Genomic DNA, 25850 nt, shown 5'->3' with positions numbered 1-25850 from the left:
AAAACTATTTTAATATTTTTGCTGTTAATTTTGTTAATAAATAAAACAAAAATACAAAAGTCTTGTTTCCGAAATGCTCAGCAGCACCATTGCACCAGAGGCTAAAGTTTGTCTGCCCGGCGATCGCGCCCAAATGAAGTCTAAAAAAAGAAACTTTTTCCCTAGGGGGCGATCGCCCGTATCCTTGTAAAGAATCATTAAAAAATCTCGAAAGTAAATGATTTGTTACAATTTAAGCAGTTGCATCCCTTTGGGCGCCACTTTCTCTCGTTTTCCCTAGGAAGTGGTTAGAATTTGAGGGAAGGCCATTGTGCCACAGCGTTTTTCTCTGCCATCTGTCTGCATGAGCAAGTCGGCTTCTGCAAAAGGTACGCCATCATTAGGAAAAAGCTGTAGGCTAGCCTTCAAACCGCTGTTGATACTGCCCGTAAGAATGGCCAATGAACAAAGATCAATTTGCCATGAGTGACAACCCCTACGAAAAGCTGCAAGTGCCGGAAGACGCTTCTTTTGAGCAAATTAAGGAAGCACGGGATGCGCTATTAGCAGCTCATCCGGGGGATGAACGGCAGCGTACCGAAATTGAAGCGGCCTACGATGCGATTTTGATGGATCGGCTGCGGCAACGCCAACAGGGCAAAATTAAAGTGCCTGAGCGCATTCGCTATGCTGAGCAACTCAATGAGCTAGCCCCGGCCAAGCCGAATCGCATTGCAAATCATCCCGCCCTTCAATGGTGGCAACAACAGTTGGATACCCCCAGCCTGCGGGGCATGGCCATTACCTCAACCGTCTATGCCGTTCTGATGGCGATCGGGCTGTCTCAGGCAAATCCGGATACCTTGGCCTTAGTGCTGTCACTGGGGGTTGGCTTTAACCTCGTATGGCTCCAACGTAAGGAACAACGCCTTGGCCGTGCCTTCTTGATCACCCTGATTGCCCTAGCGGTGGGCACCGGCATTGGCGTGGGCCTCTACCAGCTTGGTTTGCCGGGGGTATTCCTCAATGTGGATCAACTGGTGGGCATTGGCGTTTTTGTTACCTTTTGGCTCACCAGCAACTTCCTGCGCTAACTGCGAATTTGGATCGGCATTACCAAGTACTTCATCTGCGCTTCCCCCAAGGGATGGAGGACGGCCGGCTGCGTTTCGCCGTTGAGTAGCAGTTGTACAGCCAAACTATTCATCACCTTCAAGCCTTCGAGGAGGTATTTGACATTAAAGGCTACCGTCATGGATTCGCCGGAAATCTGGGCGGGCACATTCTCCTCGCCACTGCCGAGTTGCGGAGCTTCCGCAGAGAGTTTGAGTTCCTGAGCCTCAGCATCAATGTTAATTTTGACAACATTATTTTTTTGAGCTGCTAGAATTGCCACCCGTTCTAGGGCAGCCGCGAGAGCCGATCGCTCCACAGTGACTTGGCGGGCAAAGGTTTTGGGAATCAGTTGGCGGTAATTGGGGTACTGCCCCTCCAGCAGCCGACTGGTAATGCGGGCATCATTGCCAATATCAAACACCACTTGGGTTGGGTCACAGCGCAGGGCGACATCTCCCTCTTGTTTGGCCATCAGCCGCTCTAGATCCTTGAGGGATTTTGCCGGAATCGTAATCGGCAAGAGGGCTTCAGGAACCGGCTGCTCGGTGACCGTAACGGCGAGGCGGTGGCCATCGGTGGCGGCAAACTCTAAGCAATCCCTTTCAAAGGTCACATGCAACCCGGTGAGAATTTGCTTGGTTTCATCGGTGCTAGCGGCAAATAAACTCCCCTGAAGTCCCCGCCGCAATGCCTCTGCGGTTAAAGTGACAGGGGTGACATCGTCTAAGGTGGGCAGGGCAGGAAATTCCTCAGCACTCATCCCCTGAATCTCAAAGAAGCCGCTGCCATAGTCGAGGATCACCCGCGTATCTTCCGCCGTAATCTCAATCTCACGGTTGGGCATGCGCGACACCATCTCGCTAAAGAGCTTGGCGGAAACCGTAATCGCCCCCGGCACCTTCACCGCTGCATCGAGCCAGATTTGCATCCCCAAACTGAGATCAAAGACGGAGAGGCCAAGGCGGCCACCCTCGGCTTGCAGTAGAATGTTTGCCAAAATCGGGTGCGACGGATTGCTGGGGGCAACGCGACTCAGGGGAGCTAGCTTGCTACTGAGAACCGATTGCGAACAAACAACTTTCATGGTGGACTCCAGAGCAGAGGCAGGTAAAGTTTGAATTCAAGGGGGGCGATCGCAAAAACAGCTTATGAACTAGCGGATTTTCTAGCATACTACGGCAATTGATTACCGATAGCGCTTGGGCAAAAACCGCCGCACTTTGCTCAGGAAAAACTCTAGCTCCGGTAGATTTAGGGGTGAGATAGCCGCTGCAAAAACAATCAGGCTGACACTGCCGGCGATCGCCAACTGCAACAGTTGCACCCCCAAGCCCTCCTGACCCCAGAGCAATTCCAGTCCTTTGAGGACACCCCAACCTGCGCCGCCACTCAGTAGGCTGGCAAGGGCAATTCCGACCAAGGGGACAAGTAGCTTGCCCCAAGGCAGCCCCCCCAGCCGGCGGTGCAAAATCCAAGTCAGGGCAGTAAACGATACCGTATTCACCCCCACGGTGGCCATGGCCAACCCAACGGCGCCAAAGGCTTTAGTAAACAAAAAGCAAAAGAGGGCATTACATCCCAGTCCCCAGAGGGTGATAGAGAGGGGAGTGCGGCCATCCTCCAGGGCATAGAAGACCCGCACAATGACATCGCGGGCAAGGTAAAAAAACATGCCAACGGCATAGACCACCAGCAGTGCCGCCACCAATTGGGAAGCCTGAAAATCAAAGGCACGCCGTTCATAGACCACCCGCACTGCCGGCAATGCCAAAGCCGCCATCATGGCTCCTAGGGGCATCATACTTAAGGCCGTCAGTATCAAGCTTTGGCGAATGCGCTCCTTCAAATCCGCCCAGTGGTCGGGTCGGGCCAGCTTGGCAAAAATGGGCATGTAGGGCACAAGGATCACATTGGAGAGAATCCCTAAGGGCGTGAGGAATAACAGTTGCGAGTAACTCAAGGCCGAAGCCGCACCCACGGGCAGTTGAGAGGCAAAAAAGAGACTGATATAGACGCTAATCAACAGCATGCCCGACGAGAGGGTGGCAGGCCCCATGAGTTGAATTAACTCCCGCACCTCAGGACGATTGACATCAAACCGCAAGCGCAGCGTCCCCATGCCGGCCTGCCACTGGGCAGGAATTTGTACCAGCCATTGCAGTACCCCTCCTGCTAGGGTTCCCCACGCCAGCACCGCCGGGCCAAATTGATCGGCAAAGAACCAAATGCCAATAATTACCGCTAAGCTCGACAACAGGGGACTCATGGAGGGCAGCCAGTACTGATCGGCAGCGTTGAGCGTCCCAAAGCCGATGCCAATCAAACCGGCGAGCACCGCTAGGGGCGCCATGATCCGAAACTGCTCGGCGGCTAAGGCTTGAATCTCTGGATCGGCGCCGGGGGCAATGAGTTGAATCAGGGGGTCGGCCAGCAGCATTAAAATGGCCGTTAGCACCAGCAACAGCGCCCCCACAACGGTGGTGATGCTTTCCACCAAGGGAGCAGCTTTTTCCGGCGGTTGCTTGAGAACAACGCTGATGATTGAACTGTGAAAAGGACCGTTGATGCCCCCCAAGAGCACAAAGAGAAACCCCGGAATCACATAGGCATAACTGTAGGCATCCACGGCGGCACCCACCCCAAATTCGGCAGCGATCGCCTGCTGGCGAACCAGGCCTGCAACCTTACTCAACAGGGTGGCAATGGCAACAATGGTGGCAATATGGGCAAGGGAGCGGGATTTTTTCTTCACAGTGATGTTAATCCTGAGGCACCGACCTCAATGGGCTGAATTGCAAAACAAATCTGGCAATCATCCTATCAGCGATCTAGATCTCTTTCATTTCTGCGGGCAGCAGAATCGTAACACAGGTGCCTTGACCGACTTCGCTGGTGACCTGAATCTGGCCGCGGTGGGCTTGGACAATGGATTGGGCGATCGCCAGCCCCAAACCTGTTCCTTCCGACTTTGTGCCCTGAAGGCGATAAAAGCGATCAAAAAGACGCGGCAGCTCAGCGGTGGGAATCCCCGGTCCGTTGTCGGCAATGACGACGCGATAGAATTTACCCTGTTGCTCTAGCTGCACCTGAATCTGCCCCCCGGCGGGGGTATATTGCACGGCATTACCGAGGACATTGGTGAATAGGCGACTGAGGTGATCGGGGTTGCCCCAAAGGCGGTAGGCTGCTGCCTCTGAGGTCTGGGGATCTGCAATTTCTAACTCCAGTTGCAGTTGCTTCTGCCGGATCAGGGGTGTCTGCTCCTCAATTACACCCAAAAGGATGGCATCGAGGTGGCAGGGCTGGGTTTGCAGGGGAATCATGCCGCTGTCTTGGCGAGCCAAAAAGAGCAGATCATCCACCAAGCGGCTAAGGCGGCGACTGAGGCGTTCAATAACCAAGAGTTGTTGGCGTTGGATCTCGGCATCCTCGGTGGCTAGAGCCACTTGCACATTGGTTTGAATCAGCGCCACAGGATTGCGCAGCTCATGGGAGGCATCGGCCGTAAATTGCTTTAGATAGGCATAGGACTGCTGCAAGGGGGCGATCGCCAGCCGTGAAAGAAACCAGCCACTAATACTCACCAGGGTGAGGGTGATGGCGATACCGACCAAGAGATCCCAAAGGAGGGCTTGACTCGGCTGGGTCACCTCGAACCAAGGATGACTGACCCGCAAATAGCCTAGGAGGCGATCGCCCACGACCAAGGGAACCGTCATCTGCCGCAGCCAGCGATCCTCACCCACCTGTACGGTTTCCGTCCTTCGACCGAGGTGCAAAGGCAGATCAAGGGGGTCTGAAAACGTGCTCCAAACCAAGCGCCGATCGGGGGTAAATCCCTCAAGGTCAATGTGATCTTCCTCCAAGGCCGCCAAGGGATGACTGCCCAAACTGGCTTTCCAATCAATTGTTTCCCCTGTGCCTGGGTCAATCATGAGGGAGCGACTCACCACCTCCGCCACATGGCTGAGGGTATCATCAATGCGCTCGATCAGCGTTCCCCGCACGTAGAAAAAGAACCCTGTGGCAAAGAGGAGGAGCAGGAGAGCCGTCACCCCCCCATACCAGAGCGCCAAGCGGTATTGAATGGCACGCACCATCGTCATTGTGGCAACGCCAAGGGCGACCAATCCCCACTAGAGACAAACGCCGCCCAATAGTAGGGGGATTCCTCCTGGAGGCGCTGAAGCTGCACTTGCCGTAGGGCTTCTGTGCGCCCCATCCCCCGGCGCAGGTTCTGGTAAAAGGCCACCATTATCTCGCGGGTGACTTGATCATCCACTTTCCATAGCGTACCCACCTGCGATCGCGCCCCCGCCAACGTGAAAGCTCGCCGCAACCCATAGACCCCCTCGCCATTCACCACCTCCCCTCGCCCTGTATCGCAGGCGGAGAGCACCACCAATTCGGTGCTGCTCAAGTTCATGCCGCTAACCTCCAAGGCCGTGAGCACCCCATCATCCACCTCTGAACCGCTCTGGCGCCGGTTAAACCCCGCCAAGGCCAAGCCGGATCGCAGGAGGGGGTTTTCAAGCAGACCCTTCTCGCCTAAGTTGGCCAAAAAGAAGCCATGGGTGGCCAAATGGAGAATTTTAGGGGAATTAGCGGCTTTAACCGCTGCTTCTGTGGCCGCTGCCCGGCGAAACACTTGAGCCTGGGGTAGGAGAGCCTTGAGGGCTTGCGCTTCTTTAGCCGTCCCCGATAGAGAATCAAAGGACAGCCCCCGCAAGTCAAGGGAGCGTAGGGTGGATGAAGAGGGAGAAGGGCTGCCAAGGGAACGATCAAAATTCGGGTCGGCAACGATCAAAGGCGGATTGGCCGCGGCGGATCGGGATTGCAGGCGCAAAAGTTCCCGCCCGGAGGTCAGCAGGGTAATCAGATAAGATTCCACCAAATAGCGCCCTTGGGCATCCACCAGCGCCTGAAAAGGAATGGTGTTTAGCTCCCCCTCCGGCGCAATGAGTAAATGGGTGGCATTGCCAATCCACGCCCGAATAGGGGTGAACACCCGCTCAGCAAGGGCTTGAGCCGCCCGTTGTACCTCAGCCTTGGGTAGGCGAGGGTCGGCCAAATGTAACCGAGTCTGGCGCACTTGGGCATCAATTTCAGCGGCAGTCCCCAGATCTTTGCCAAGGGGTTGACCTGTAGCCCGCAAAACATAGACCCCATAGCGCGGTTCACCAAAGCGCTGCCTGCCCAAGTCGTAGGGGCGATAGCGAATAAATTCAATCAAAGCCGCATTGGCCGGAATTGCCCGTTGAACCGCAGCAAGGGTTACAGGTTGCCTGAGTTCCCCAAAGGCTGCACCGGCAAGACTTAATTCCGCTTCCAGTTGATCGGCTTGGGCTTGCAGGCGCTGCAGTTCGGAAAAAGCCGCCGCCGCGGGCGAGGCAAACACAAGCTTGGCAATCCTTGTGCGCAGGGTGATGAGTTCTTGCAGCTTGGCTTGATCCGCAGGCGCCAGTTGGCGTCGCAGTCGAACTTGGTTTTGGCTGAGGAAATCGAGTAACCGACCTTTGCGGCGCAAAATCGTGGTCAAGGCAAAGGCAGTGGCTTCAGGATCGTGGGGCAGATGCTGGAGATGCAACGTGAGAATGGCATGGGTGGTGTCTTGAAACGTCCCCAAGTAGTTGCGCTTGTACTCTTCTGAACCGACAATCAGATTTTGGCTGAGGTTCTTTTCTTCGATCTCCTCTACGTTTTTCATTAAGGTAAGGGTTCGCGCGAGATCCCCCTGTTGCCAATAGACCGCAGCAAGATTCCCCAAGGTAGCCGCCGTATGGGGGTGATTCTCGCCTAGGCGCGATCGCGCGATCGCCAGCGTGCGTTGATAGAGCGGCAGAGCCGCTGCGTAGTCGCGGCGGTCATAATAGAGGGTGGCTAAATTGTTCAAGCTGGCGGCAATCTCAGGGTGGCCGGGGGGCAACGTGTGTTCCCGAATCTGAAGGGCACGTTGGTACAGGGGCAAGGCGGCGGTGTAATTCTTTTGCTCCCGATACAGACCTGCTAAATTGTTGAGCGTGGTTGCCACGTAGGGACTTTTCTCTCCCAGGGCTTGCTCAAAGATGCGCAGAGCGCGTTGATACAAAGGCAGGGCGCGGGCGTAGTCTTTCTGCTCGGTGTGCAGGAAAGCCATGTTATTGAGAATGACTGCCACTTCAGGATGATGGCTCCCGAAGGTCTTTTCGGCGATCGCCAGCGCCCGCTGAAACAGCGGCAATGCCGCAGCATAATTCCCTTGAGCACGGTAGAGATTGGCCAAGTTATTCAGCGTTGCAGCCACTGCCTGTTGATCTGCACTCTCTGTGCGCCCATAGATGGCCAAGGCTCGTTGGTAAAGGGGGAGTGCCGCCGCATAATTGCCCTGCTCAACATAGAGTTTGGCCAATTCGTTGAGACTTGCGGCCACAAGGGGATGATCCTGCCCTAGGGTAGTTTCCACTAGGGTGACAAAACGCTCTGCTAGGGGGATGGCGACTTGGAGATTGCCCTCCTGTCGCAGTTGCTCAATTTGATCCGCCAGTTCCTGAAACGGCGGCGGCGAAGGCTCGGAGAGCGTGGGGGAACCTAAACCCAGAATCAAGCTACTTCCAAAGGCGATCGCCCCCAAGAGAAGGCATCCTCTGGTGTTCATTGTTTCCTTGGCATTTCTCAACAGCACCCATCGAATCAAGCATATAGATGGGAGACGCTAACCCCCAGTTCCTGCCAAACGGCCTCTAAGAGCGGCTCTAGCCCCTGACGAGCCACCGCCGAGATGGCAAAAACCCGTTGCCCCACATAGCCAGCGAGGGTCTCTTGAATAGCCGTGATTTGCGAGGTATCTAGGGCATCAATTTTATTGAGGGCAACAATTTGCCGGCGATCGCCCAAGCCATGGCCATAGGCCACCAGCTCATCGCGAATCGTTTGGTAGGCAGCCACCACATCCTCAACCGTGGCATCAATCAAGTGCAGCAAGAGGCGCGTGCGCTCAATATGGCGAAGAAACTCATGTCCTAGGCCTAGACCCGCATGGGCACCGGCAATGAGACCGGGAATATCGGCAAACACCGTGCCATCGCCGTTGGGTTGACGCACCACCCCCAAGTTGGGCACCAAGGTTGTAAAAGGATAGTCAGCAATTTTGGGGCGTGCCGCCGACAGCACCGAAATCAACGTGGATTTACCCGCATTGGGCAGGCCAATAATACCCACTTCCGCCAGTAGTTTGAGTTCTAGCCGCAGATGCCGCTCTTCCCCCTCCCGTCCCGGTAGGGCATAGTCGGGTGCCCGCTGATGATTGCTGAGGAAGTGCTTATTCCCTAGCCCCCCTTTGCCCCCCTTGGCCACCAGCAGCGTTTGACCGGAGGTGGTGAGGTCGCCTAGTAATTCCTCTGTTTTTGCATCCCAGACCATGGTGCCGCAGGGCACTTCAATCACCAAATCGGCGCCACAAGCTCCTGTACGGTTATTCGGCCCACCGCGTTGGCCATCTTCTGCCTTGAAAACATGGGCATAGCGAAAGTCCAGTAGTGTTTGTAAATTGGACACAGCCTTGAGAATCACCGAGCCACCATTGCCCCCATTGCCCCCCGATGGCCCCCCCGCAGGCACATACTTTTCACGGCGAAAGGCAACCATACCATCGCCCCCTTTCCCGGCTTTGACATGAATTTCCACAAGGTCAATAAATTGCATTTTGGCCGCAATGAGCTGTATATGGGGTGGATATTGAGTATTGTATCCTGCCAACTTATTGACAGTTCTTTTTAAGGGGATGGCACAGACTCCAAGGAGTGAAACTCAGTATCGAAGACGCTTGATGCATGTCAGCTGCAAAAAGAGCGATATAGTAGGCTTAAGGGAATTTTAAGTGTGGCGAGGCACTAGTGTTTATTCGATGGCAACGCCGACGACGACCCGCTCCGCCTGAAGAGGAGATTTTATTTTGGCGACTGGTGTTGTGGCTAGGGGTTGCCTTGATCTCCGGCAGCCTAGGGACACTGTGGGGGCTACTGAGTCAGAGTACACCGCTGATGCAGCGATCGCTCACCCCTCAGGAGTGGCAGGTGTTTCAACGGAGCGATCGCTGGACAGGGACAAGGCTCCATCAATCCCTAAATTTATTGCTCATTGGCTCCAAGGTCTTAACCGCCGACTTAGATCAACCGCCCGACCCCAATCTCACCTACCATGCCTTGGTCAACTCCGTGGAGGGGCTGTCGGACTCACTGCTGCTGGTGCGTTTTGATCCTGTCCAGCAACGCCTAGTCGTATTGTCTATTCCCCGCGATACGCTGACCTTTATCCCTGGACGGGGGGATGCCAAAATCAACGAAGCCAACGCCCTCGGCGGGCCGGCACTGGCGGCGCAAACCGTGAGTGACCTGTTGGGGGATGTACCCATTGATCGCTATTTGCGCATTAATGTTCAAGGCATTGAGAAACTGATTGATGCCCTTGGGGGAGTGACGCTGGATGTACCCACCGCCATGCGCTATCGGGATGACAGTCAGCGCCTCTACATTGATTTGCAACCGGGACGACAACACCTGAATGGCAACCAAGCCCTACAATTTCTGCGCTTTCGCTACGATGCCTTGGGTGACATTGGCCGCGTGCAGCGACAACAGATGTTTTTGCGGGCATTGATGGAGCAAACCGCTCGTCCGGAAACCCTTGCCCATGCCCCCCAAATTCTCAGTATTATTCGCGAAAACTTGGATACGAATTTGACGGTTGAGGAATTGATGAGCTTGGGGCAATTTCTCACCAGCTTGCCGCGATCGCGGGTGGAGTTTCTCCTGCTGCCGGGGAACTTTAACGGCTCCACTGATGAAGTAGAAGTGAGCTATTGGTTGCCCAATTATCAACGGATTGCTTGGCTAACGGATCGGTATTTCCGTGACACCTCTATTGCGGATCCGCGGGAGACAGGTTTGACGACCCCCGCCCAAGTGCAGATTGCCATTCAAAATACCACCCTGCCCGAATCATTGGTTATGCACCTAAGTCAGCAATTGGCAACCGCTGGTTACCCCGTTCCCTTGGTAGCGGAGCCATTGCCCCAGTCCATCCCGATTACCCGCATCATTGCTCAGCAGGGAGACTTAGCAGCCGCCCGCCGTGTGCAGTTATTGCTGGGATTTGGGGAAGTGCGGGTAGAGAGTACCGGTGTGCTAGCATCGGATGTGACGATTCAACTGGGCGAAGATGCCCGCGATCGCCTGCAATTGAAACCGACAAAATCCCTGTGAGTGAACCCTACGTTATTGGCGTTGATCTCGGTGGCACTGCCATCAAAATGGGGCGCTTTGACCCCAAGGGGAATTGCCTCAATGCCCTGACGTTGCCGACTCCCCAGCCCCCCTTTCCAGAACAGGTGATCAAAGCCATTGCTCAGGGGATTAAAGAACTGGATGGTGAGGATCGGGCGCTGGCGATCGGGATGGGGATGCCGGGGCCTGTGGATGCCACCGGTCGCATTGCCCGCCGTGCCATTAACCTCGACTGGTACGAAGTGCCCGTGAGCGATAGCCTCGAACACCTGACGGGCAAACCCACAGTGATTGGTAACGATGCCAACTGTGCTGGGCTAGGGGAAGCATGGCTGGGGGCGGGGAGTCAGTTCAAGGATTTAATTTTGCTCACCTTAGGGACAGGCGTTGGCGGTGCAATTATCCTCAATGGCAATCTCTTTGTCGGTCGGGATGGATCCGCCGGTGAGTTGGGGCTGATTACCCTCGACTATAACGGTCCCCCCTGCAATAGTGGCAATCGTGGTTCCCTTGAGCAACACGTTTCTGCCCAAGCTCTGCGGCGGCGGTGGGGGTGTGAACCCCATGAGATGGCAGAGCGTGCCAACAATGGCGACCCTGAAGCGATCGCCCTCTGGCAAAACTATGGTCGTGAATTAGCCGCCGGCATTGCCAGCCTAGTGTATGTCCTCACCCCGGAAGCGGTGATCATTGGAGGAGGAATTAGTGCCGCTAGTGACCTCTTCTTTCCTGCGATGATTGCCGAATTGGAAGAGCGGGTGCTGCCCACCTCCCGTAATCGCCTCCACTGCTTGCGAGCGACCCTGGGAAATCACGCAGGCATGGTCGGTGCCGCCAAACTAGCGTGGAAATACGTCAAAGATGATCTCTAAGTGACCTTAGCTAGGATTAAGTTATTCTGCTTGCACCAACAGCTATGGCTCCTACAACTCCCGTGGATGGCTCCCCAGTACTGCTCAATGTCCGCAATGCAACGGTGCGAGTAACCCCCGAGCAGTTTGATCAATTCTGCCGCGATAATCCTGACTTGCGCCTAGAATTGACCAAGGCTGGAGAGGCGACTGGGGCGCGCTTAGGGCTGCTGATTAATTCCCAAGACCGCCAAGTAGAACTCTACCCCCCGCAAGAGGACGTGGTTGTTCTGAACTCCCCCGAGGTGGTTGATTGCAGCGAGGTGATGCCGGGGTTTTTCCTGCCAATGACACGGTTGTGGGTTTAGAGCTGCTCGACAAATTTTGCCAGTCGCATCAGGCCTTTTTCAATGGTGGCTAAATCCGTAGCGTAGGAGAGGCGAATGTGATCATCCATGCCGAAGGCTTTACCGGGAACGGTGGCCACTTTTTCCTCCTCTAGCAGGCGATCGCAAAATTCTACGGAACTTAGGCCCGTTTCACTAATATCCACAAACAGATAAAAAGCGCCTTGGGGTTTGAGACAGCGCAGCCGAGGAATCTCACAAATGCCCTCATACATGCGCGTCCGGCGATCGCGGAAAGCAGCTACCATCTCGGCTACGCAGGCTTGACTTCCCTCTAGGGCAGCAAGGGCACCATATTGAGCAAAGGTACACACATTTGAGGTGCTGTGGCCTTGAATCTTCGCGGTTGCCTTAATTAAATCCGCCGGTCCAGCAAGGTATCCCACACGCCAGCCCGTCATGGCATAGGCCTTGGCAAAACCACTACACACAATCGTTTGCTCAAAGGCGGCCTCACTCACAGCACCAATACTCAGGTGCTTGGCGCCATCGTAGAGAATCTTTTCGTAGATCTCATCCGAAACCACCCACAGTTGGTGCCGCACAATCACTGCCGCCAGCGCCCGAATTTCCGCCGGTGTATAGACCATGCCTGTGGGGTTGCTGGGGGAGTTGAGAACAAAGAGCCGTGTTTTCGGTGTAATTGCCGCTTCTAGTTGCGCCGGCGTAATCCGATACCCCGTTTCAGCAGTTGTCGTCACAATTACCGGCGTGCCACCGGCCAAGTGCACCATTTCCGGATAGCTCACCCAGTAGGGGGCAGGAATAATCACCTCATCACCGGGATTGATCAGAGCCAGCATCAGGTTAAAGAGAGCCTGTTTGCCCCCATTGGTGACGAGGATATTTTCAGGCCGATAGGGTAGGTGGTTGTCGTTATTCAGCTTGGTGGCGATCGCCTGCCGCAAGGCCGGTTCCCCCGCCGCCGGACCATAGCGGGTTTTGCCTTGATCAAGAGCCGTTTTGGCCGCTTCACGGATATGGGCAGGGGTGTCAAAGTCGGGTTCGCCGGCACTGAAGCTACAGATATCTTCTCCAGCCGCACGCATTGCCTTGGCTTTGGCATCAATCGCCAGTGTTACCGACGGCGTGACCCGCATCACCCGCGTTGCCCAGTCCATCCTGTGTCTCCTGCACTACTTTCCGTATTGTGGCACTTTGACAGGAGATCGGCGACTTGAAAATACCCACCTAGCGCCTAGATCACTAGAGGGCGAGCTAATTACCCTAGCCTGTTGTGAGGCTTGGAGTAGTCAGTGTTGGCATTGAGTTTTGCGGTTTGGGATACCCCCAGGGGAATTCGAATCCCCGTCGCCTCCGTGAAAGGGAGGTGTCCTAGGCCTCTAGACGATGGGGGCGAGACTCAGCATTAGTTAATGTAGCGAATGCACTAAGCGTTTGTCAACACCTCGGGAAATTTTTGCATGGAGCGCGTCGTCAAGGAGAAAATGAGGGCGAGTTGCTGAGGAACTTGTCGTGGAACTTGCTGGCCTGTGTTCCTTCTCGATTGTGATGCCCGCCTACAATGTGGTGAGCCAGCGGGGAGAAACGGTTTTTCGGGAAACCCTTGAAAGCATTGCCATCAGTTGCCGCTACTTGCAACAGCACTTTCCCTACCCGACTACGGGGGAATTGATTCTGGTCAGCGATGGTTCAACGGATACCACCTGTGATGTGGCGGCTGATCAATGGTCGAATATAGTACCGCTGCAATTGGTGGGGTTACCCACGAATATCGGCATTGCCGCAGCACGGAACATGGGAGTGCGCTTGGCCAAGGGAGAAGTGATTTTTTTCTGTGATGCCGATGATCTATACCGCCCTGAGCACCTGTTTTTAGCCCTATCGGTGTTGAATCAGCCTCTACCGGAACCTTATGCCCCCAGCTATTTTGGGGCGGTGCGCACGGGGGTCTATTGCCGCGATCGCCTGCATCCCTACTGGCACAGGAGCCTCGAGCAAACGTTGGTGCTGAATCTCGCCGTACGTCGCGAAGTCCATGAGTTTGTTGGCGGTTTTCCTGAAGATGAAGTCTTCCGCCAGTTTCGTTATGGCGCTGAGGATGTGGCCTATGCCCATTGGTTGCACCAGTTTTGTCACACCGCCCGTCTCCAGCAGCAGACCGTTGAGTACCGCCGCTTCCCCAACAGTTTCTTTGACCGTCAGCTCAAGAAATTTCAAGCGGCTCCCGGCACCGTGGCCGACGACCTTGAGGCGGGCGATCGCCAGCAGGAGGCACAGATTCAGCAGATTATGGCCGCACGACTTCAGGAATTGCAGGCCAAGGCAGCTCAGCTTGTAGCCTAGACTTTTTTGGGACGCCGGACAATCGTCGCGGCCAATTTCTCCGGTACCTCCTGAAGGTGGTCAAATTGCCAATGGAAGCCACCGCTGCCCATGGTTAAGGAGCGCAACTCCACCACAAAGTCGTGCATTTCCGCTTGGGGCAAATAAGCCTCAATCTCTTCCCAGCCGGGCCAACCCTCCTTACTGTGGTAGCCCAAGACCTGACCGCGCCGCCCCGTTAAGGCCTGCATCACCTTAGCCGTAAAGGCTTGGGGCATCCACACCTGTACCGCCATGATCGGTTCTAGGAGTTGCGGCTCACACTGGGGAATTCCCGCTTGCATGGCAAGGCGAGCCGCTTGGCGAAAGGCCTGCTCAGAACTGTCCACAGAGTGGTAGGAGCCGTTGGTGAGGGTCACCGCCACATCCACGATTGGAAATCCCAACGGTCCTTGGTTGAGAAATTCCCGCACCCCCTGCTCGACACCGGGGATGTATTGCTTGGGAACCACGCCGCCGACAATGGTTTCACTAAATTGGAAGCCGCTGCCGCGCTCTAGAGGAGCAATATCGAGGTACACATCGCCAAATTGGCCATGCCCCCCCGTTTGATGCTTATAGCGACCATGGCTGTTTTTTGTCCCACGGCGAATGGTTTCTTTGTAGGGCACTTGGGGGAGATGGGTTTGCATGGGTAGGTTATATTTGCGGCGCAGGCGATCGAGGGCAATCTGCAAGTGAATGTCACCCTGTCCCCAGAGAATAATTTCATGGGTATCGCCATGCTGTTCCCAGCGCAGCGCCGGGTCTTCCTCAAGGAGTTTTTGCAGGGCACCGGTGAGCTTCACCTCATCACTGCGTTTACTGGGGGTAATGGCCAAGGCATAGACGGGTTCCAGTTGCGGCGCACAGGGCAAAGGCATGGCCTGACCGCTGACACTGAGGGTCTCACCTGTACGAATACCCTCTAGCCGCGCCAAGAGAACGATCTCACCCGCCGTTGCTTGCCCCAAGGATTCCAGTTGCGTGCCTTGGGCACGGTAGATACCACCCACGCGCCCCTCATTCAGGCTCATACCATCGGTCAAGGTGCCCTGCCATACCCGCACAAGGGAGAATTTGCCGCCGCCTTGGGGCAGATAGAAAGTCTTCAGCACTTGGGCAAGGGGTTCCTCACCCTTGATCTGGCGATGGGCAGCGGTTTCGGTGGCATCGGGGGCTTCGCGATCCAGAGCCGCCAAGAGGGGACGCACCCCGTAGTCCGTTTGCGCACTGCCAAAGAAGACGGGCACAATTAAATCGGCTCCCAACTCCCAGCGCAAATCCGCCATGATTTCACTTTGCGGTGGCGCAATATCCTCAAGGAGTTCCTCTAGGAGGTGATCGTCATAGTTGGCTAGAGCCTCCAATAGCTCTGCTCGTGCCGCCTGTTCGACCGCTTGTAATTCCGAAGGAAAGGGGACTAAATCCGCCGCTGCCCCCGCGTGGTAGTGATAGGCCTGCTCCGTCACCAAGTCAACGTAGCCCAAGAGATGATCCCCCTGCCAAATGGGGTACTGGTGGGGTACAAGGGGACGACTGGAAACTTGGCGATAGGCGGCGAGGATCTCCATGTAGGGGTCGTGGGCGCGCTCCATCTTGTTGACAAAGAGCATGTGGGGGATCTGCCAGTCGTCGAGGAATTTGAACAGAGGGGTCAGGGTAAAGGCGCGATCGCTGAGGGGTTCACAGACCACGATCGCCATATCCACGCCCACGAGAGCATTGAGGGTTTCTTGGAGCAATTCCACCGAGCCTGGACAGTCGAGAAGCGTCAGGTCTAAGTCCCCATACCGGGTATAAGCGACATTCAGTTCCACCCCCATCTGGCGATCGCGAGCCTCAGGACTGGTATCAAGAAGACTACTGGCCTTCCCATGTGTGGCGTGGGTCAGGCGCAAAATACTTTCTGCGAGGGTCGTTTTGCCACTGTTGTAGCTGCCTACCAAGGCAATGTTGCATCGTCTCGCCATCGCACACCTACCTTTTGATTTGCCATTTGGGTCAAAATTGTCCAGAATAGACCTTTGCAGCCCTTTTCACAAAGTGGTACACACCTAGAAATGTGAAAACCACTACAAGAGAGGCTCCCCTTCCTTTGATGTATTCCATAGAAAAGGGCTGTCGTTTGCCTTAACTAGATCTCTTAACTCTTGGCGATCGCCTTTGGCGGAATTTGCATCATCTTTTAAGGGAGCTGTAAACAACCGTTAAGTTGCGGTTAACGTTTGCGAGGAGGACTCACTCACGATGCGCTTCAATTCCCTTCTATGGGCTAGTATTGCCAGTCTCGGCTTTTGGCTAGCATCGCCAGTCCACGCCAATACTCAAGTCAGCACGCTAATGGAGGAAGGGCGACGGCTAGTGGAAGCAGGAAACTATGCCCAAGCCTTGGCCATTTATCAGCAACTGCTCCAGAGCGAGAGCCGTAATCCCCGCGTGCATTCTGCCATTGGCTACATCTATGCCCAGCAAGGACAATTTGCCGAAGCCGCCCGTGCCTACCAACGCGCCATTGAGCTGGATCAACAAAACGCTGATTTTTACTATGCCCTAGGCTACAGTCTGGGAATGATGGGGGAAAACGACGGTGCTGCTGCCGCCTACCGCCAAGCAATTCGCCTAAATAACCGTAATGCCCAAGCTTATGAAGGACTGGCGGTGATTCTTGCCCGCATGGGAGATTCCCAAGGCGCTATGCAGGCCTACCGCTCTGCCCTCAGTCTTGACCCTCGCAATTGGGCAGCTCAGAAGGGATTAGGTGTTTTGCTGCTCCAACAACGCAATATCCCTGAAGCCCTTAGTAACCTGCAACAGGCGGCAACCCTTGCCCCCGGCAATGCCTCGATCCAACTCAATTTGGGGATGGCTCTCCTAGCAGCTGGGGACACGAGTAATGGGTGGCAGGCAATTGATCGTGCGGCTAACTTGGGTCAGCGAGATGCGGATCTCCTTGAACAGGTGGCAGAACTCGCCGTTGCTGCCAATCAACCGGAGCGTGCCATTCAAACCTATCGCCGTCTGATCACGCTGCAACCCGAACGGGTAGCCACCTACTTCAGTTTTGGTGAACTCTTAATGCAGCAAAATAATCCCCTTGAAGCTGCGGCGATGTATCGTCAAGCCACGCAGATCAACCCCAAAGATGCCGAAGGATTTTATCGCTTGGGGAAAGCCTTGGCCGCCCAAGGTCGGCGTCAGGAGGCTCGCAGTGCCTATCAAATGGCTCTAAAGCTGTACCGCGAACAAAATAACCGCAGCGGGGAAACCAAAGTCCGAGAAGCAATGCGGCAGCGCAATTAGCAGCTAAGCCCCCTGCCCCAAATTCATGATCACCTGCTGCAACTCAGAAATGAGGGCACTGGGGCGGCCATTGAGGATATTTTGGTTCAGTCCCTCTAGACCTTGACGCAGGTGATTGAGGCGATCTTGGACGGGCTGTAAAATTTCCCGCAGCAGATTCGCCTGCCCGCGCTTGGCGGCGAGTAAACGTTGGTCTTCAATCAGTGCCTGTTCTTCTTGACTGAGTTGGTCTTTTTGCTGCTGTTGCAGCTTGCGGCGCTCTTCGAGGTCGTGGCGTAGACTTTCTAGATCGGTATAGGCCTGCTGCAATTCTTCGGCCAGTTGATTGACGGCCACACTGTACTCTTGAAACTGGCGCTCGAGTTCACTGAGGATGGGAATAAGGCTAATGCCCTGTTGGGAGGCAGGATCTTTGCGCGCCTCTAGCACTTGCTTGTGAATTTTGTAGATCGCTTCTTTTTCACGGATATTTTGCCGCTGTCCTTCAAGCGCTTGATTGAGCAGATTACAGCGCTGGCGTTCGTCCTCCAGTTCTCCTGCCAGTTGCAGGCGATCGAAGTCACTCGCTTCTTTGACTCTTTGCTCTAGTTCTGCCAAGGACTCCAGCGCCATCTTTAGCTCTTCTTCTTGATCGTTGACAAAGGCAGAGGCACGTTTGAGGTCATTGCCGCGGTTGGCCACTTCTTTTTCCAGTTCCTCCATGGGCATTTTCATCAGGGCATTGACATCCACTGCCTCTGTGAGATCACTAACCATGGCTTGGCGCATTTGCTGGATCATTTCCTCCTGTTGGACAAGGAGGTGGCGTTCTTTTTCAAGCACGGATTGTTTGTAGCGGCAGAGTTCCTCCTGAAGGGCGATCGCCCGGCTATCCTGCCAAAAGACTTCTTGGGCTTTGCGCCAAGCCTCTTCTTTTTCTTGAAAGGCTTGAAGCTGCTGCTCTAAGGTGGCTTGTTGTTGGTTCACTTCTTGCTCAAGGTGCTCTAGCTGCTGCCAGTATTGGTTGAGCAAAGACTGCTGTTGGTCTAAAATCTGAAAGCATTCTGTGAGGGCGGGATGCCCACTTCCGTTCAGGCTATTCGCCAATTCCTGCAAGATTGAGTCCACTTGGCGAATTTGCTCAGGGGAGAGGCCAACACTGTGGCTAGATTTGAGTTGTTCCCAGCGCTGCTGCTCTTGGTGTACTTGGTGGCGTAGATTTTCAAGGGCTTGGCGCTCTGCTTGAATTCGCTGTTCCTCGGCGGTCAATTCCTCCCGCAGTTTGTTGAGTTGTGCCAATTGCTCCTCAGCGCCTGCTAGTTGTGCCTCGAGTTCTTGAAGTTCTTCTTTGCGCTGTTCAAATTCCTGTTCCCGCTGACTGAGAGCCTCTGACTGATACAACAAAGATTGCTTCCAGCCTTCAATTTCTTCCTCTTGGCTTTGGAAACGCTCGCGCATCCGCGTAAAGCCGTGCAAAATACCTGTAAGGCGGCGCGTCGCTTCATCCACATTGTGAATTTGGCGGTTGGCGGCCATTTCCACAAAAACCAGCACGCCGTTGCCATAGTCGCGACTGTTGTCAAAGGGAATCGTCTCTTCGTTTTGGGGGACAGGGTGCCAATACCCGGCCTGCTCGCGCATGAGCAACTTCAGTTCGGATTTCGTCCCCATGAAACCCGTTTTTTTAATCACCTCGGCGAGATACTGCACAGCCCTTGACCTCTACCCTAACGCTGAGACTGACACACAACGGCAACAGATGACAACCGTAATAATACGCATGACGGATTTGAGTTAGTGAAGGATGCAGCTTTGCGTTTGCCAGCGATCGCTTCAATCCAGAATCCTATATCTTTATTAAACACCCATCCGCCAGAGTTCAGCAGTGGCCTAAATCACTAGGTCGGGGACTGGAGAATTGTCAAGGCCAAGGTAGTTTAACTATTTGTCAGTATAGCGAAAGGAGGGTTTCCACTCGCCAAACGTCATTAATCATCACTGGCAGCGGGCATCCAAGGTTGTTGCGGCAAGAAGGCGCGATCGCGTGGCAATGGGGCAGTGGGTTCTGTGAGTGTAAACTGGCCACTGCGGATCCAGTCCTTGAGGATTTCGGCAATGCGGTGACTAAAGTAGAGACTGGTGAGGGGAGCGGTGCGCACGGTTTTGCCTTCAATCTTGATTTTACCCGACTTGAGTTGCGCATAGTTGACCATGCCAAACGTGGGACGCACTCGACGAGGAATTGAAAAATCAATAATTGGGGCAACGACATCCTCATCGCGAATGGCGCAGCGGGCAATGACTTCTTGATCCAGTACCGGTAAAGGAACGCCCACCCCCAACATGAGGGACGCCCCATAGTGCTTGAAATAGCAACCACGCACCCAAAAAGGATCCATCTGTTTGGCATCGCCGATGAGGGCAAGGGTGGCTGCTGGTCCAATGGGGGTGTCGTTCGCAAGGCGTTTTTGCAAGGGGAAGTGTTGCGTACCTTCCCACGCTACATAGCCAATGCCACCGCCAAGAAAAATGCGCGTGCCAATCCCCACCAGTCGCAAGTAGGGATCATTCAGTAAAGGCGAGAGGGCACCGCCACAAGCATAGACGGCATTCCCCAATTGTGGTTGTAGTGGGCCAAGGTAGGTATAGAGCGGGCGATCGCCCCCATTGACCCCCACAATAAAATTTTGATAAAGATTACGGGGATTGTAGAGATAGAACTGATTGATCGTCTCTTTGCTGATCACCGTTTCTAAGGTGGCACGGGGATAACAGTCGGTGACATAGCCCACTGCCCGCAGGGGAACTGCTTTACCCGCAATCAAATCGGCAATGACATGGCCTCCCCCGCGTTCCCGCAGACTGTCAGCTTCGCCCCCTTCAGAACTTAGCTCCGGTGATTGTGCTGCTCCCAAGTATAGATCCACAGCGCCAAAACCACTGTAGGCGGGAATGCCATCGAGCCAACACTGCCGCAGCTTAATCGGGGGATCCGTCGGCCCCAAATTGATGATTGCCCCCGAAGACTCCATCGGTTCAAACGTGCCTGTGGTGATCACGTCCACTTGGCGGGTCGCTTCGGCAATGCTCAAGCTTTCAAGGCGGGCTTTCAATTCTGCCAGCGTCCAAACCGTGGCCTTACCGGCTCTAATCTTTTCATTAATTTCGGGAATGGTACGTTCCACAGGAATTACCGCAGATCCTCGGGGTGGCGGATTTGCCACGTACCATCGGGGAGTCGCGAGACTTTGCCCCCAAGGCGTTCAATATTCTCTATTGCCGTTTGGCGGGAGCGATCGCTCACTGCATTGACCAGTGCCCAAATCCACGAATTAATCTGGGCCATGCGGCTGTCGGGATCTCGCCGTAGGGTGCGTGCCAAGGAGCGATAATACTCTGCTGAGTCACGTACTTGGGGATCGGGATTGAGTTCTGCCCAAACTGCGGCGCGATCGTAGGACTCTGCTGCCGCTTGTCCCTGACCCAAAAAGAGAAATTCATCCATGGCCCGAAACACCCATGCCAAGTAACCTGTCGGCTGGTGATAGGGATCCATCAAGGGCAACCCCTGCTCCATTAACGCCACAGAGGTTTGGGGCTGTCCGGCATACACCGTGATGGCCGTTGAGAGATAGGGATAGATCTGGGCAAAGCGAGGGTCTTTGGCAACAATCACCTCAAAAAAAGCGGGCACGTCATCGTAACCCGTAACTTGGCGGGCAGCGGAATCACCAAAAAATTGCAGAAATTGCAAAAATGCCCAATCGGCAACCAAATTGTCAAAACCAAAGGAAGGGAGATTGGCCAAAAGCCGCATTTGCGTAATGGTTTGGGTATTCTGGCGCTCATATTCGGCATCGGTGAATTGTTCTCCCGTTTGAGCTTGTAATTGCCGCAGAGCATCCTGCTGCATAAAAGCAACAATAACAAGGGCTAGAGTGGTCAGCCCTAGTCCCAAAACATCTGACCAACGCCAGTGTGGCTTACCCATAGGTCAACCTCAAGCCAACGGGTTATGAGTTTTTGTTACTGGCTTCTCCCGGTTCAGTAATCCGCTGAAAGAGATACCCCGTTCCCCGTGCCGTCAAAATCAACTCTGGATTACTGGGGTCTTCCTCTAGCTTAGCCCGCAATCGGGAAATGTGGACATCCACCACCCGCGTATCCACATGGCGTTCTGGGGTATAGCCCCACACCTGCTCGAGAATTTCTCCTCGGGAGAAGGGTTCGCCGGAGCGACCCACCAGCAATTCCAAGAGCATAAATTCCATGCCCGTGAGGCGGATCCGCTCATCCCCCTTATAGACTTGGCGTTTGTTGGTATCAATGCGGATATTGCCCACCTGAATCACCCCGGAGCTAGGGATGCCAGAGGTACTGGTTTTTTCAATGCGGCGCAGCACCGAGCGAATGCGGGCTTCCAACTCTTTGGGAGAAAAAGGCTTGACCACATAATCATCGGCACCCAGTTCCAGCCCCGTAATGCGATCGGCGACATCGCCAAGGGCAGTGAGCATAATGATGGGAACATCGGATTCTTTGCGCAGTTCTTGACAGACGCCATAGCCATCTAGTTTGGGCATCATCACATCCAGCACCACTAAATCCGGCTGCTCCTGCCGGAATACGGTCAGGGCTTCTTCGCCATCGGCGGCAGTAACGACGGTATAGCCAATCATTGACAGCCGCGTTTCTAAAATCCGGCGAATACTCGCTTCATCATCAACAACGAGTATCTTTTCTTTTTTGTCTTTTTGGCTCTCCAAAGTAACGGACACTCCTACTCAATGAGGACGGTAATGGATAGAAATTAAAATGTGAATTTTTTGTACTCTATCATTTTTTTACTGGCTATAGAAAGACTCCCAGCCCTGACTAGGACAGGATTTTGCGGGTTTTTCAGAATTGAAAATCTTTAAGATATTTTAACGTGGTCTTTCCCAACAAAAAAGCGGACACCCCTGCAAGAGCATCCGCTGGTGTACGGATTAACGTTCCCTAGTCGCGACGGCTGGGCTGAATCCCCACCAACGAGGGTGAGAGACTCGACCAAGATTGCTTCACCAAGTCGGCATCGGCTTTGACACTGCCAATGTAGTTGCCCGCCGGTAGCGTCGGGAAGCGTTTGTAGGGCACGACATCTTCGCCAAAGTAGCGGCTGTACTCAGGGCTATTCACCATTGTTTCGACAGCGGCCTTGAGGCCTTGATCCGCCAAGATTTTGTTGTATTGGCGAATTTCCGCTTGGGTGGCCGGCGCACGACCGAGGAGGTGACGGAAGAGGAACTCAATCACCTTAGTGTTGGGATAGGGGGTGTAGAAGCGGTGGCGATAGATCTCGGAGCTGGCCAGTGTACGCACAAACTCGCGGACGGTAATTTCACCGTTGCGCAGGCGACTCTCGAGATCGGGGCGCCGGAACTGGCTCGGCACTTGGCCACTGAAGACATCCATCACTTGGCAGTAGATGGCATTGATCACCAGCTCCACCTCAGCACTGGGGGCACCCACGGTCATGCGGAAAATGCGAGCGGGACGGCGCCGGGTCGTACCCACACCCACTTCCACCGATTGACCATCGCCATTGCGGAAGGAGCGTCCCAATTCGATGAAGCGGGGTTTGCTGGGATCTGCTTGACGCGCCTTGGCCTCTTGCTCGGCGATCGCCCGACTGAGGAGTGGCAGCTTCGTATTATCGAGGCGAGGTTTCACCGGTGCGAAGCTGGGCACGACAATCGCATCACTTTGCTTCGTGAGTTGATTGTGCAATTTCTCAGTGTTGGGGAAGTTGGCCGCCGGCAAGGTGGGGAAGCGACGATAGGGCACCGTATCCTCGCCAAAGGCTTCAGCGTATTCCGCACTACTAACAAGGGCTTGCACAAAAGCCTTTAGGCCTTGGGTGGCGAGGATTTGGTTGTAACGGCGAATTTCCGCTTGATCGAGGGGTGCCCGCCCCAAAAAGTGCTTGGTGCCCAGTTCGATCACCTTGGTGTTGGGATAGGGGGTGTAGAACTCCTTCTGATAAAGTTCTGAGCAACCCAAGCCTTCGATGAACTCCTTGAGGGTAATCTCACCGTTGCTGAGCTTCGATTCGAGGGCAGTAAATTCATCGCGGACAATGTAGGGGGCGACATCCCGCTCAAAGACCTGACGATAGGCAGCTTGAATCACCAGTTGTAGATTTTGCTTGTCGTTGAGATCCGTGAGCTTGAAGACCTTGCTTTGCTCGCGGCGCTTGCTTACCCCTTGATTGACCCGAAATTGAATCGCCGGCTCTGTCCGCAGTTCGGTCACCGCCCCCAATTCGACAAAACGAGGTGTTTCTTCTTTCTCAGGCGGTACGCCAGTTTCACCAATCGTGCCCGTGCGTAGCGATCGCAAGGCCAGACCTTGGGGCGTAATGTAGCGTTCGTAGGGAACCGTATCTTCGCCAAAGGCTTCACTGTACTCTTGGCTATCAATGATCGCATCCACCAAGCCATAGAGACCTTTCTTCGAGGCAATGTCGAAGTAGGCATTCATCTCTTGGCGACCATAGGTGGGACGCCCCAAGAGGCGACGGTGAATATATTCAATCGCTTTGGTGACGTACAGTGGTGTCCAGTAGAGACTGCGGAAGAGATTCGATTTAGCCAAAATCCGCACAAATTCACGGACAGAAATTTCACCGTTTTCCAGCTTGATCTCGGCCACTTTTTGGCGTTGCCCTTCATAGACATCGCGACCAAAAACTTGGAGATAAGCGGCACGAATCACCCGCTGGGTCGAACTTTCCGCAAACTTCACACTGTCGCCGCCCGTGGCGATCGAGCGTTTGCCGATGCGGGCATTGATGCTGGGAAGCTGATCCAGTTTGAAGACTTTTGGCCCTAGGCTGCCGGGGGCGACCCCACGCGCTGCGGGATTGCTGACCTGATTGTTGATCCCCGGCCCGCGCGTAATCAAAATGCGGCGGGTGTCTTTGTTGAAGGGTTGGGGGCGGGCACTGGGGTTTTTCTTCTCTTTGGGGAAAATGGCGCCAAACTGAATTTCTAGGGGATCGTTGCCGGCACCGTAGGGGTGCTGATCCGGCAGCGGCTGATCCTGAGCGGCAAAGGTGGTAATGAATTGCGGGACTTTGCGGAAAGGGGCACTGTACTTGAAGAGATCCTGTTGGGCACCCCAGTTGCGACATTCTTGAGCCTCTTGACCCAGACCCCGTAAGTAGGGCACTGTCTCTTCACCAAAGTAATCACTGTATTCCTTGGAATCCACTAGGGCATCCACCAAGGCAGGGAGACCCCCTTGGGAGAGAATGGCAAAGTAGGTTTGCACTTCCTCGCGGCTAGATGGCCCACGACCCAAAATATGGCGGAAGGCCAGCTCTAGGACACGGCTGTTGATATAGGGTTCGTAGAAGTTTTTGCGGTAAAGGGGTGATTTGGCCAGTTGGCGGATGAACTCCTTCATGGAGATGGAGCCATTTTTCACCTTGGATTCAAGGTCAGAGATACCCAAGCCATAGGCGCGGGAAATGTCCCGTTCAAAAACTTGCCGATAGGCAGCTTTGATCACCTCGTTTTTCTCAGCGGCTGATAGTCCCGGTTTCATGACAAATTTGGGACGGCGTTCAGCAGCGTTGAAGTAAATCTGGGGCAGTTGCAGACCTTGGAGATCCGTCGAGTTGCGCTGCCGCACCTTATCAGAGGGGGCAGGGGCAATAAATTCGTTGATCAGAACTTCAAAGTAGGTTTCCACAATGCCCTTGGCTTCAGCATCTTTTTCAAAGTAGCTCAGCGCTGCCCGCCGCATTTCCTGTAGCGCAGCAATGGTGGCATCGGTGGAGCAAGCAGCCTCAATGATTTCCCGCAAGCCGCGTGTATTCACCGCCAGAATGTTGGGATCGCCGGCCACAATGGCGTAGGTGGTATAGCGCAGGAACCAATCTAAGTCGCGCAGGGATTTTTCCATGCGAGCAGGGCCATAGCGGGCAATGTTGATGGGTTTGAAGCCCACGGGCGCACCGCCACTGGAGGCACTAAAGACAGAGCGCAATCCCTCTAGGAATCCACCACGGGTGTCCACATAGGTTGCGGTTCCCAGTTTCATGGCTTCTTTCATGTCAATCGCTTCGCCCCTCGCCCCTGTGGTGAATTGGGGGGCTTCTTCAGTTTGGGGACGGGAGAGAAAAGCCATGGGGGAACCACCGACAAAGATGCGGTTGGCAGCACGGGAAACGATGATATCGGCGTTGCGGGTGAGGGTGGTGGCAATTTCAAGGCGTTTTGCCCCGGAGCGCAGATAAACAGCGAGTTCATCCAGTTCACCCCGATTCAGGAAGCGATCCTGCTGTTCGGCTTGAACAATCGTTGAAACGGGGACTGTTTGATAAAGTTGCGGGCGGGCAACCGAGCTTCCACCACTTGCTTTGACAACCATGGTTACTAAGAGGCTCCCTTTACTTTTAGTTAACGCGCTAACTTAGATTAGAACGATTCGGGGGTAGCTTGGCATTTTTTTAAGAAATGTATAAATTTATGGGGATTTGTCGGCGATCGCCCCCAAGCTTTATGAATTTTTGTAATATTCCTTGACGGCTAGACCCTATCTTGGCCTCCCTCTCAGCGACCGGCACCGTGCTTCAGCGGCGT

The 25850-nt window shown here is 54.5% G+C and carries 18 protein-coding genes and 1 tRNA gene; 6 read left to right on the top strand and 13 right to left on the bottom strand.

Annotated elements, in window-relative coordinates:
* The first annotated feature begins 440 nt into the window (after nt 1-440).
* Nucleotides 441-1073, top strand: a complete 633-nt coding sequence (locus ACK4IR_RS07165; protein ID WP_409873700.1) for a CPP1-like family protein — start codon at nt 441-443, stop codon at nt 1071-1073.
* On the opposite strand, the gene dnaN is transcribed toward ACK4IR_RS07165, so the two are convergent.
* The 5 genes from dnaN to cgtA form a co-directional block, all read right to left on the bottom strand.
* Entirely contained in the window at nt 1070-2179 is a 1110-nt protein-coding gene (gene dnaN / locus ACK4IR_RS07160) for a DNA polymerase III subunit beta (protein ID WP_409873699.1), read from the bottom strand. The genes ACK4IR_RS07165 and dnaN overlap by 4 nt on opposite strands.
* 102 nt (nt 2180-2281) lie before the next feature.
* Nucleotides 2282-3847, bottom strand: a complete 1566-nt coding sequence (gene murJ, locus ACK4IR_RS07155; RefSeq protein WP_409873698.1) for a murein biosynthesis integral membrane protein MurJ — start codon at nt 3845-3847, stop codon at nt 2282-2284.
* Between the two features lie 76 nt (nt 3848-3923).
* On the bottom strand, nt 3924-5195 hold the full coding sequence (locus ACK4IR_RS07150) for a sensor histidine kinase (protein ID WP_409873714.1): 1272 nt from the start codon (nt 5193-5195) through the stop codon (nt 3924-3926).
* A gap of 2 nt (nt 5196-5197) precedes the next feature.
* Nucleotides 5198-7729: a CHAT domain-containing tetratricopeptide repeat protein gene (locus ACK4IR_RS07145; RefSeq protein ID WP_409873697.1), complete on the bottom strand. Its 2532-nt coding sequence runs from the start codon at nt 7727-7729 to the stop codon at nt 5198-5200.
* Between the two features lie 35 nt (nt 7730-7764).
* The gene (cgtA, locus tag ACK4IR_RS07140; RefSeq protein ID WP_409873696.1) at nt 7765-8775 is read right to left on the bottom strand and encodes an Obg family GTPase CgtA; all 1011 of its coding nucleotides are present in this window, start codon (nt 8773-8775) and stop codon (nt 7765-7767) included.
* 191 nt (nt 8776-8966) lie between these two features.
* Between cgtA and ACK4IR_RS07135 the strand changes: the two genes are divergently transcribed.
* From ACK4IR_RS07135 to ACK4IR_RS07125, 3 genes are read left to right on the top strand one after another with little or no spacing between them, the layout of a single operon-like run.
* Nucleotides 8967-10334 carry an LCP family protein gene (locus ACK4IR_RS07135; protein WP_409873695.1) on the top strand — a complete coding sequence of 456 codons (1368 nt, stop codon included), beginning with the start codon at nt 8967-8969 and terminating at the stop codon, nt 10332-10334.
* Nucleotides 10331-11227 (top strand): ROK family protein, encoded by an 897-nt coding sequence (locus tag ACK4IR_RS07130; protein WP_409873694.1) that lies wholly within the window; start codon nt 10331-10333, stop codon nt 11225-11227. The genes ACK4IR_RS07135 and ACK4IR_RS07130 overlap by 4 nt, the downstream gene beginning before the upstream one ends.
* A gap of 44 nt (nt 11228-11271) precedes the next feature.
* Nucleotides 11272-11574: a hypothetical protein gene (locus ACK4IR_RS07125; protein WP_409873693.1), complete on the top strand. Its 303-nt coding sequence runs from the start codon at nt 11272-11274 to the stop codon at nt 11572-11574.
* On the opposite strand, the gene ACK4IR_RS07120 is transcribed toward ACK4IR_RS07125, so the two are convergent.
* Nucleotides 11571-12734 (bottom strand): pyridoxal phosphate-dependent aminotransferase, encoded by a 1164-nt coding sequence (locus ACK4IR_RS07120; RefSeq protein WP_409873692.1) that lies wholly within the window; start codon nt 12732-12734, stop codon nt 11571-11573. The two genes, ACK4IR_RS07125 and ACK4IR_RS07120, sit on opposite strands and share 4 nt — an antisense overlap.
* Nucleotides 12735-12898: 164 nt before the next feature.
* Nucleotides 12899-12971 (bottom strand) — tRNA-Glu (locus ACK4IR_RS07115).
* A gap of 118 nt (nt 12972-13089) precedes the next feature.
* Between ACK4IR_RS07115 and ACK4IR_RS07110 the strand changes: the two genes are divergently transcribed.
* Nucleotides 13090-13920, top strand: a complete 831-nt coding sequence (locus tag ACK4IR_RS07110) for a glycosyltransferase family 2 protein (protein WP_409873691.1) — start codon at nt 13090-13092, stop codon at nt 13918-13920.
* Here the strand turns inward: ACK4IR_RS07110 and ACK4IR_RS07105 are convergent.
* On the bottom strand, nt 13917-15911 hold the full coding sequence (locus tag ACK4IR_RS07105; RefSeq protein ID WP_409873690.1) for an elongation factor G: 1995 nt from the start codon (nt 15909-15911) through the stop codon (nt 13917-13919). The two genes, ACK4IR_RS07110 and ACK4IR_RS07105, sit on opposite strands and share 4 nt — an antisense overlap.
* Before the next feature lie 277 nt (nt 15912-16188).
* Between ACK4IR_RS07105 and ACK4IR_RS07100 the strand changes: the two genes are divergently transcribed.
* On the top strand, nt 16189-17241 hold the full coding sequence (locus ACK4IR_RS07100) for a tetratricopeptide repeat protein (RefSeq protein WP_409873689.1): 1053 nt from the start codon (nt 16189-16191) through the stop codon (nt 17239-17241).
* 3 nt (nt 17242-17244) lie between these two features.
* On the opposite strand, the gene hmpF is transcribed toward ACK4IR_RS07100, so the two are convergent.
* The 5 genes from hmpF to ACK4IR_RS07075 all read right to left on the bottom strand — a co-directional run bounded on the left by hmpF (nt 17245) and on the right by ACK4IR_RS07075 (nt 25638).
* Nucleotides 17245-18930: a pilus motility taxis protein HmpF gene (gene hmpF / locus ACK4IR_RS07095; RefSeq protein ID WP_409873688.1), complete on the bottom strand. Its 1686-nt coding sequence runs from the start codon at nt 18928-18930 to the stop codon at nt 17245-17247.
* Between the two features lie 278 nt (nt 18931-19208).
* Nucleotides 19209-20405 (bottom strand): homocysteine biosynthesis protein, encoded by a 1197-nt coding sequence (locus ACK4IR_RS07090; protein ID WP_409873687.1) that lies wholly within the window; start codon nt 20403-20405, stop codon nt 19209-19211.
* 5 nt (nt 20406-20410) lie between these two features.
* Nucleotides 20411-21211 (bottom strand): hypothetical protein, encoded by an 801-nt coding sequence (locus ACK4IR_RS07085; RefSeq protein WP_409873686.1) that lies wholly within the window; start codon nt 21209-21211, stop codon nt 20411-20413.
* A gap of 22 nt (nt 21212-21233) precedes the next feature.
* Nucleotides 21234-21998 (bottom strand): response regulator transcription factor RpaB, encoded by a 765-nt coding sequence (gene rpaB, locus ACK4IR_RS07080; RefSeq protein WP_409873685.1) that lies wholly within the window; start codon nt 21996-21998, stop codon nt 21234-21236.
* Between the two features lie 220 nt (nt 21999-22218).
* Nucleotides 22219-25638 carry a phycobilisome rod-core linker polypeptide gene (locus ACK4IR_RS07075; protein WP_409873684.1) on the bottom strand — a complete coding sequence of 1140 codons (3420 nt, stop codon included), beginning with the start codon at nt 25636-25638 and terminating at the stop codon, nt 22219-22221.
* Nucleotides 25639-25850 lie beyond the last annotated feature (212 nt).

The organism is Thermosynechococcus sp. (assembly GCF_046299635.1).
Lineage (GTDB): Bacteria > Cyanobacteriota > Cyanobacteriia > Thermosynechococcales > Thermosynechococcaceae > Thermosynechococcus.
The sequence above is the reverse complement of the archived record's forward strand: the minus strand, read 5'-3'. Positions and strand labels throughout refer to the sequence as shown.

What these genes read in the sequence shown, in the direction of transcription:
- ACK4IR_RS07150 (WP_409873714.1), bottom strand. Translation starts at nt 5,195, where the DNA reads ATGGTGCGTGCCATTCAATACCGCTTGGCGCTCTGGTATGGGGGGGTG.
- dnaN (WP_409873699.1), bottom strand. Translation starts at nt 2,179, where the DNA reads ATGAAAGTTGTTTGTTCGCAATCGGTTCTCAGTAGCAAGCTAGCTCCC.
- ACK4IR_RS07120 (WP_409873692.1), bottom strand. Translation starts at nt 12,734, where the DNA reads ATGGACTGGGCAACGCGGGTGATGCGGGTCACGCCGTCGGTAACACTG.
- ACK4IR_RS07075 (WP_409873684.1), bottom strand. Translation starts at nt 25,638, where the DNA reads ATGGTTGTCAAAGCAAGTGGTGGAAGCTCGGTTGCCCGCCCGCAACTT.
- ACK4IR_RS07085 (WP_409873686.1), bottom strand. Translation starts at nt 21,211, where the DNA reads ATGGGTAAGCCACACTGGCGTTGGTCAGATGTTTTGGGACTAGGGCTG.
- ACK4IR_RS07125 (WP_409873693.1), top strand. Translation starts at nt 11,272, where the DNA reads ATGGCTCCTACAACTCCCGTGGATGGCTCCCCAGTACTGCTCAATGTC.
- cgtA (WP_409873696.1), bottom strand. Translation starts at nt 8,775, where the DNA reads ATGCAATTTATTGACCTTGTGGAAATTCATGTCAAAGCCGGGAAAGGG.
- ACK4IR_RS07100 (WP_409873689.1), top strand. Translation starts at nt 16,189, where the DNA reads ATGCGCTTCAATTCCCTTCTATGGGCTAGTATTGCCAGTCTCGGCTTT.
- ACK4IR_RS07145 (WP_409873697.1), bottom strand. Translation starts at nt 7,729, where the DNA reads ATGAACACCAGAGGATGCCTTCTCTTGGGGGCGATCGCCTTTGGAAGT.
- ACK4IR_RS07165 (WP_409873700.1), top strand. Translation starts at nt 441, where the DNA reads ATGAACAAAGATCAATTTGCCATGAGTGACAACCCCTACGAAAAGCTG.
- ACK4IR_RS07105 (WP_409873690.1), bottom strand. Translation starts at nt 15,911, where the DNA reads ATGGCGAGACGATGCAACATTGCCTTGGTAGGCAGCTACAACAGTGGC.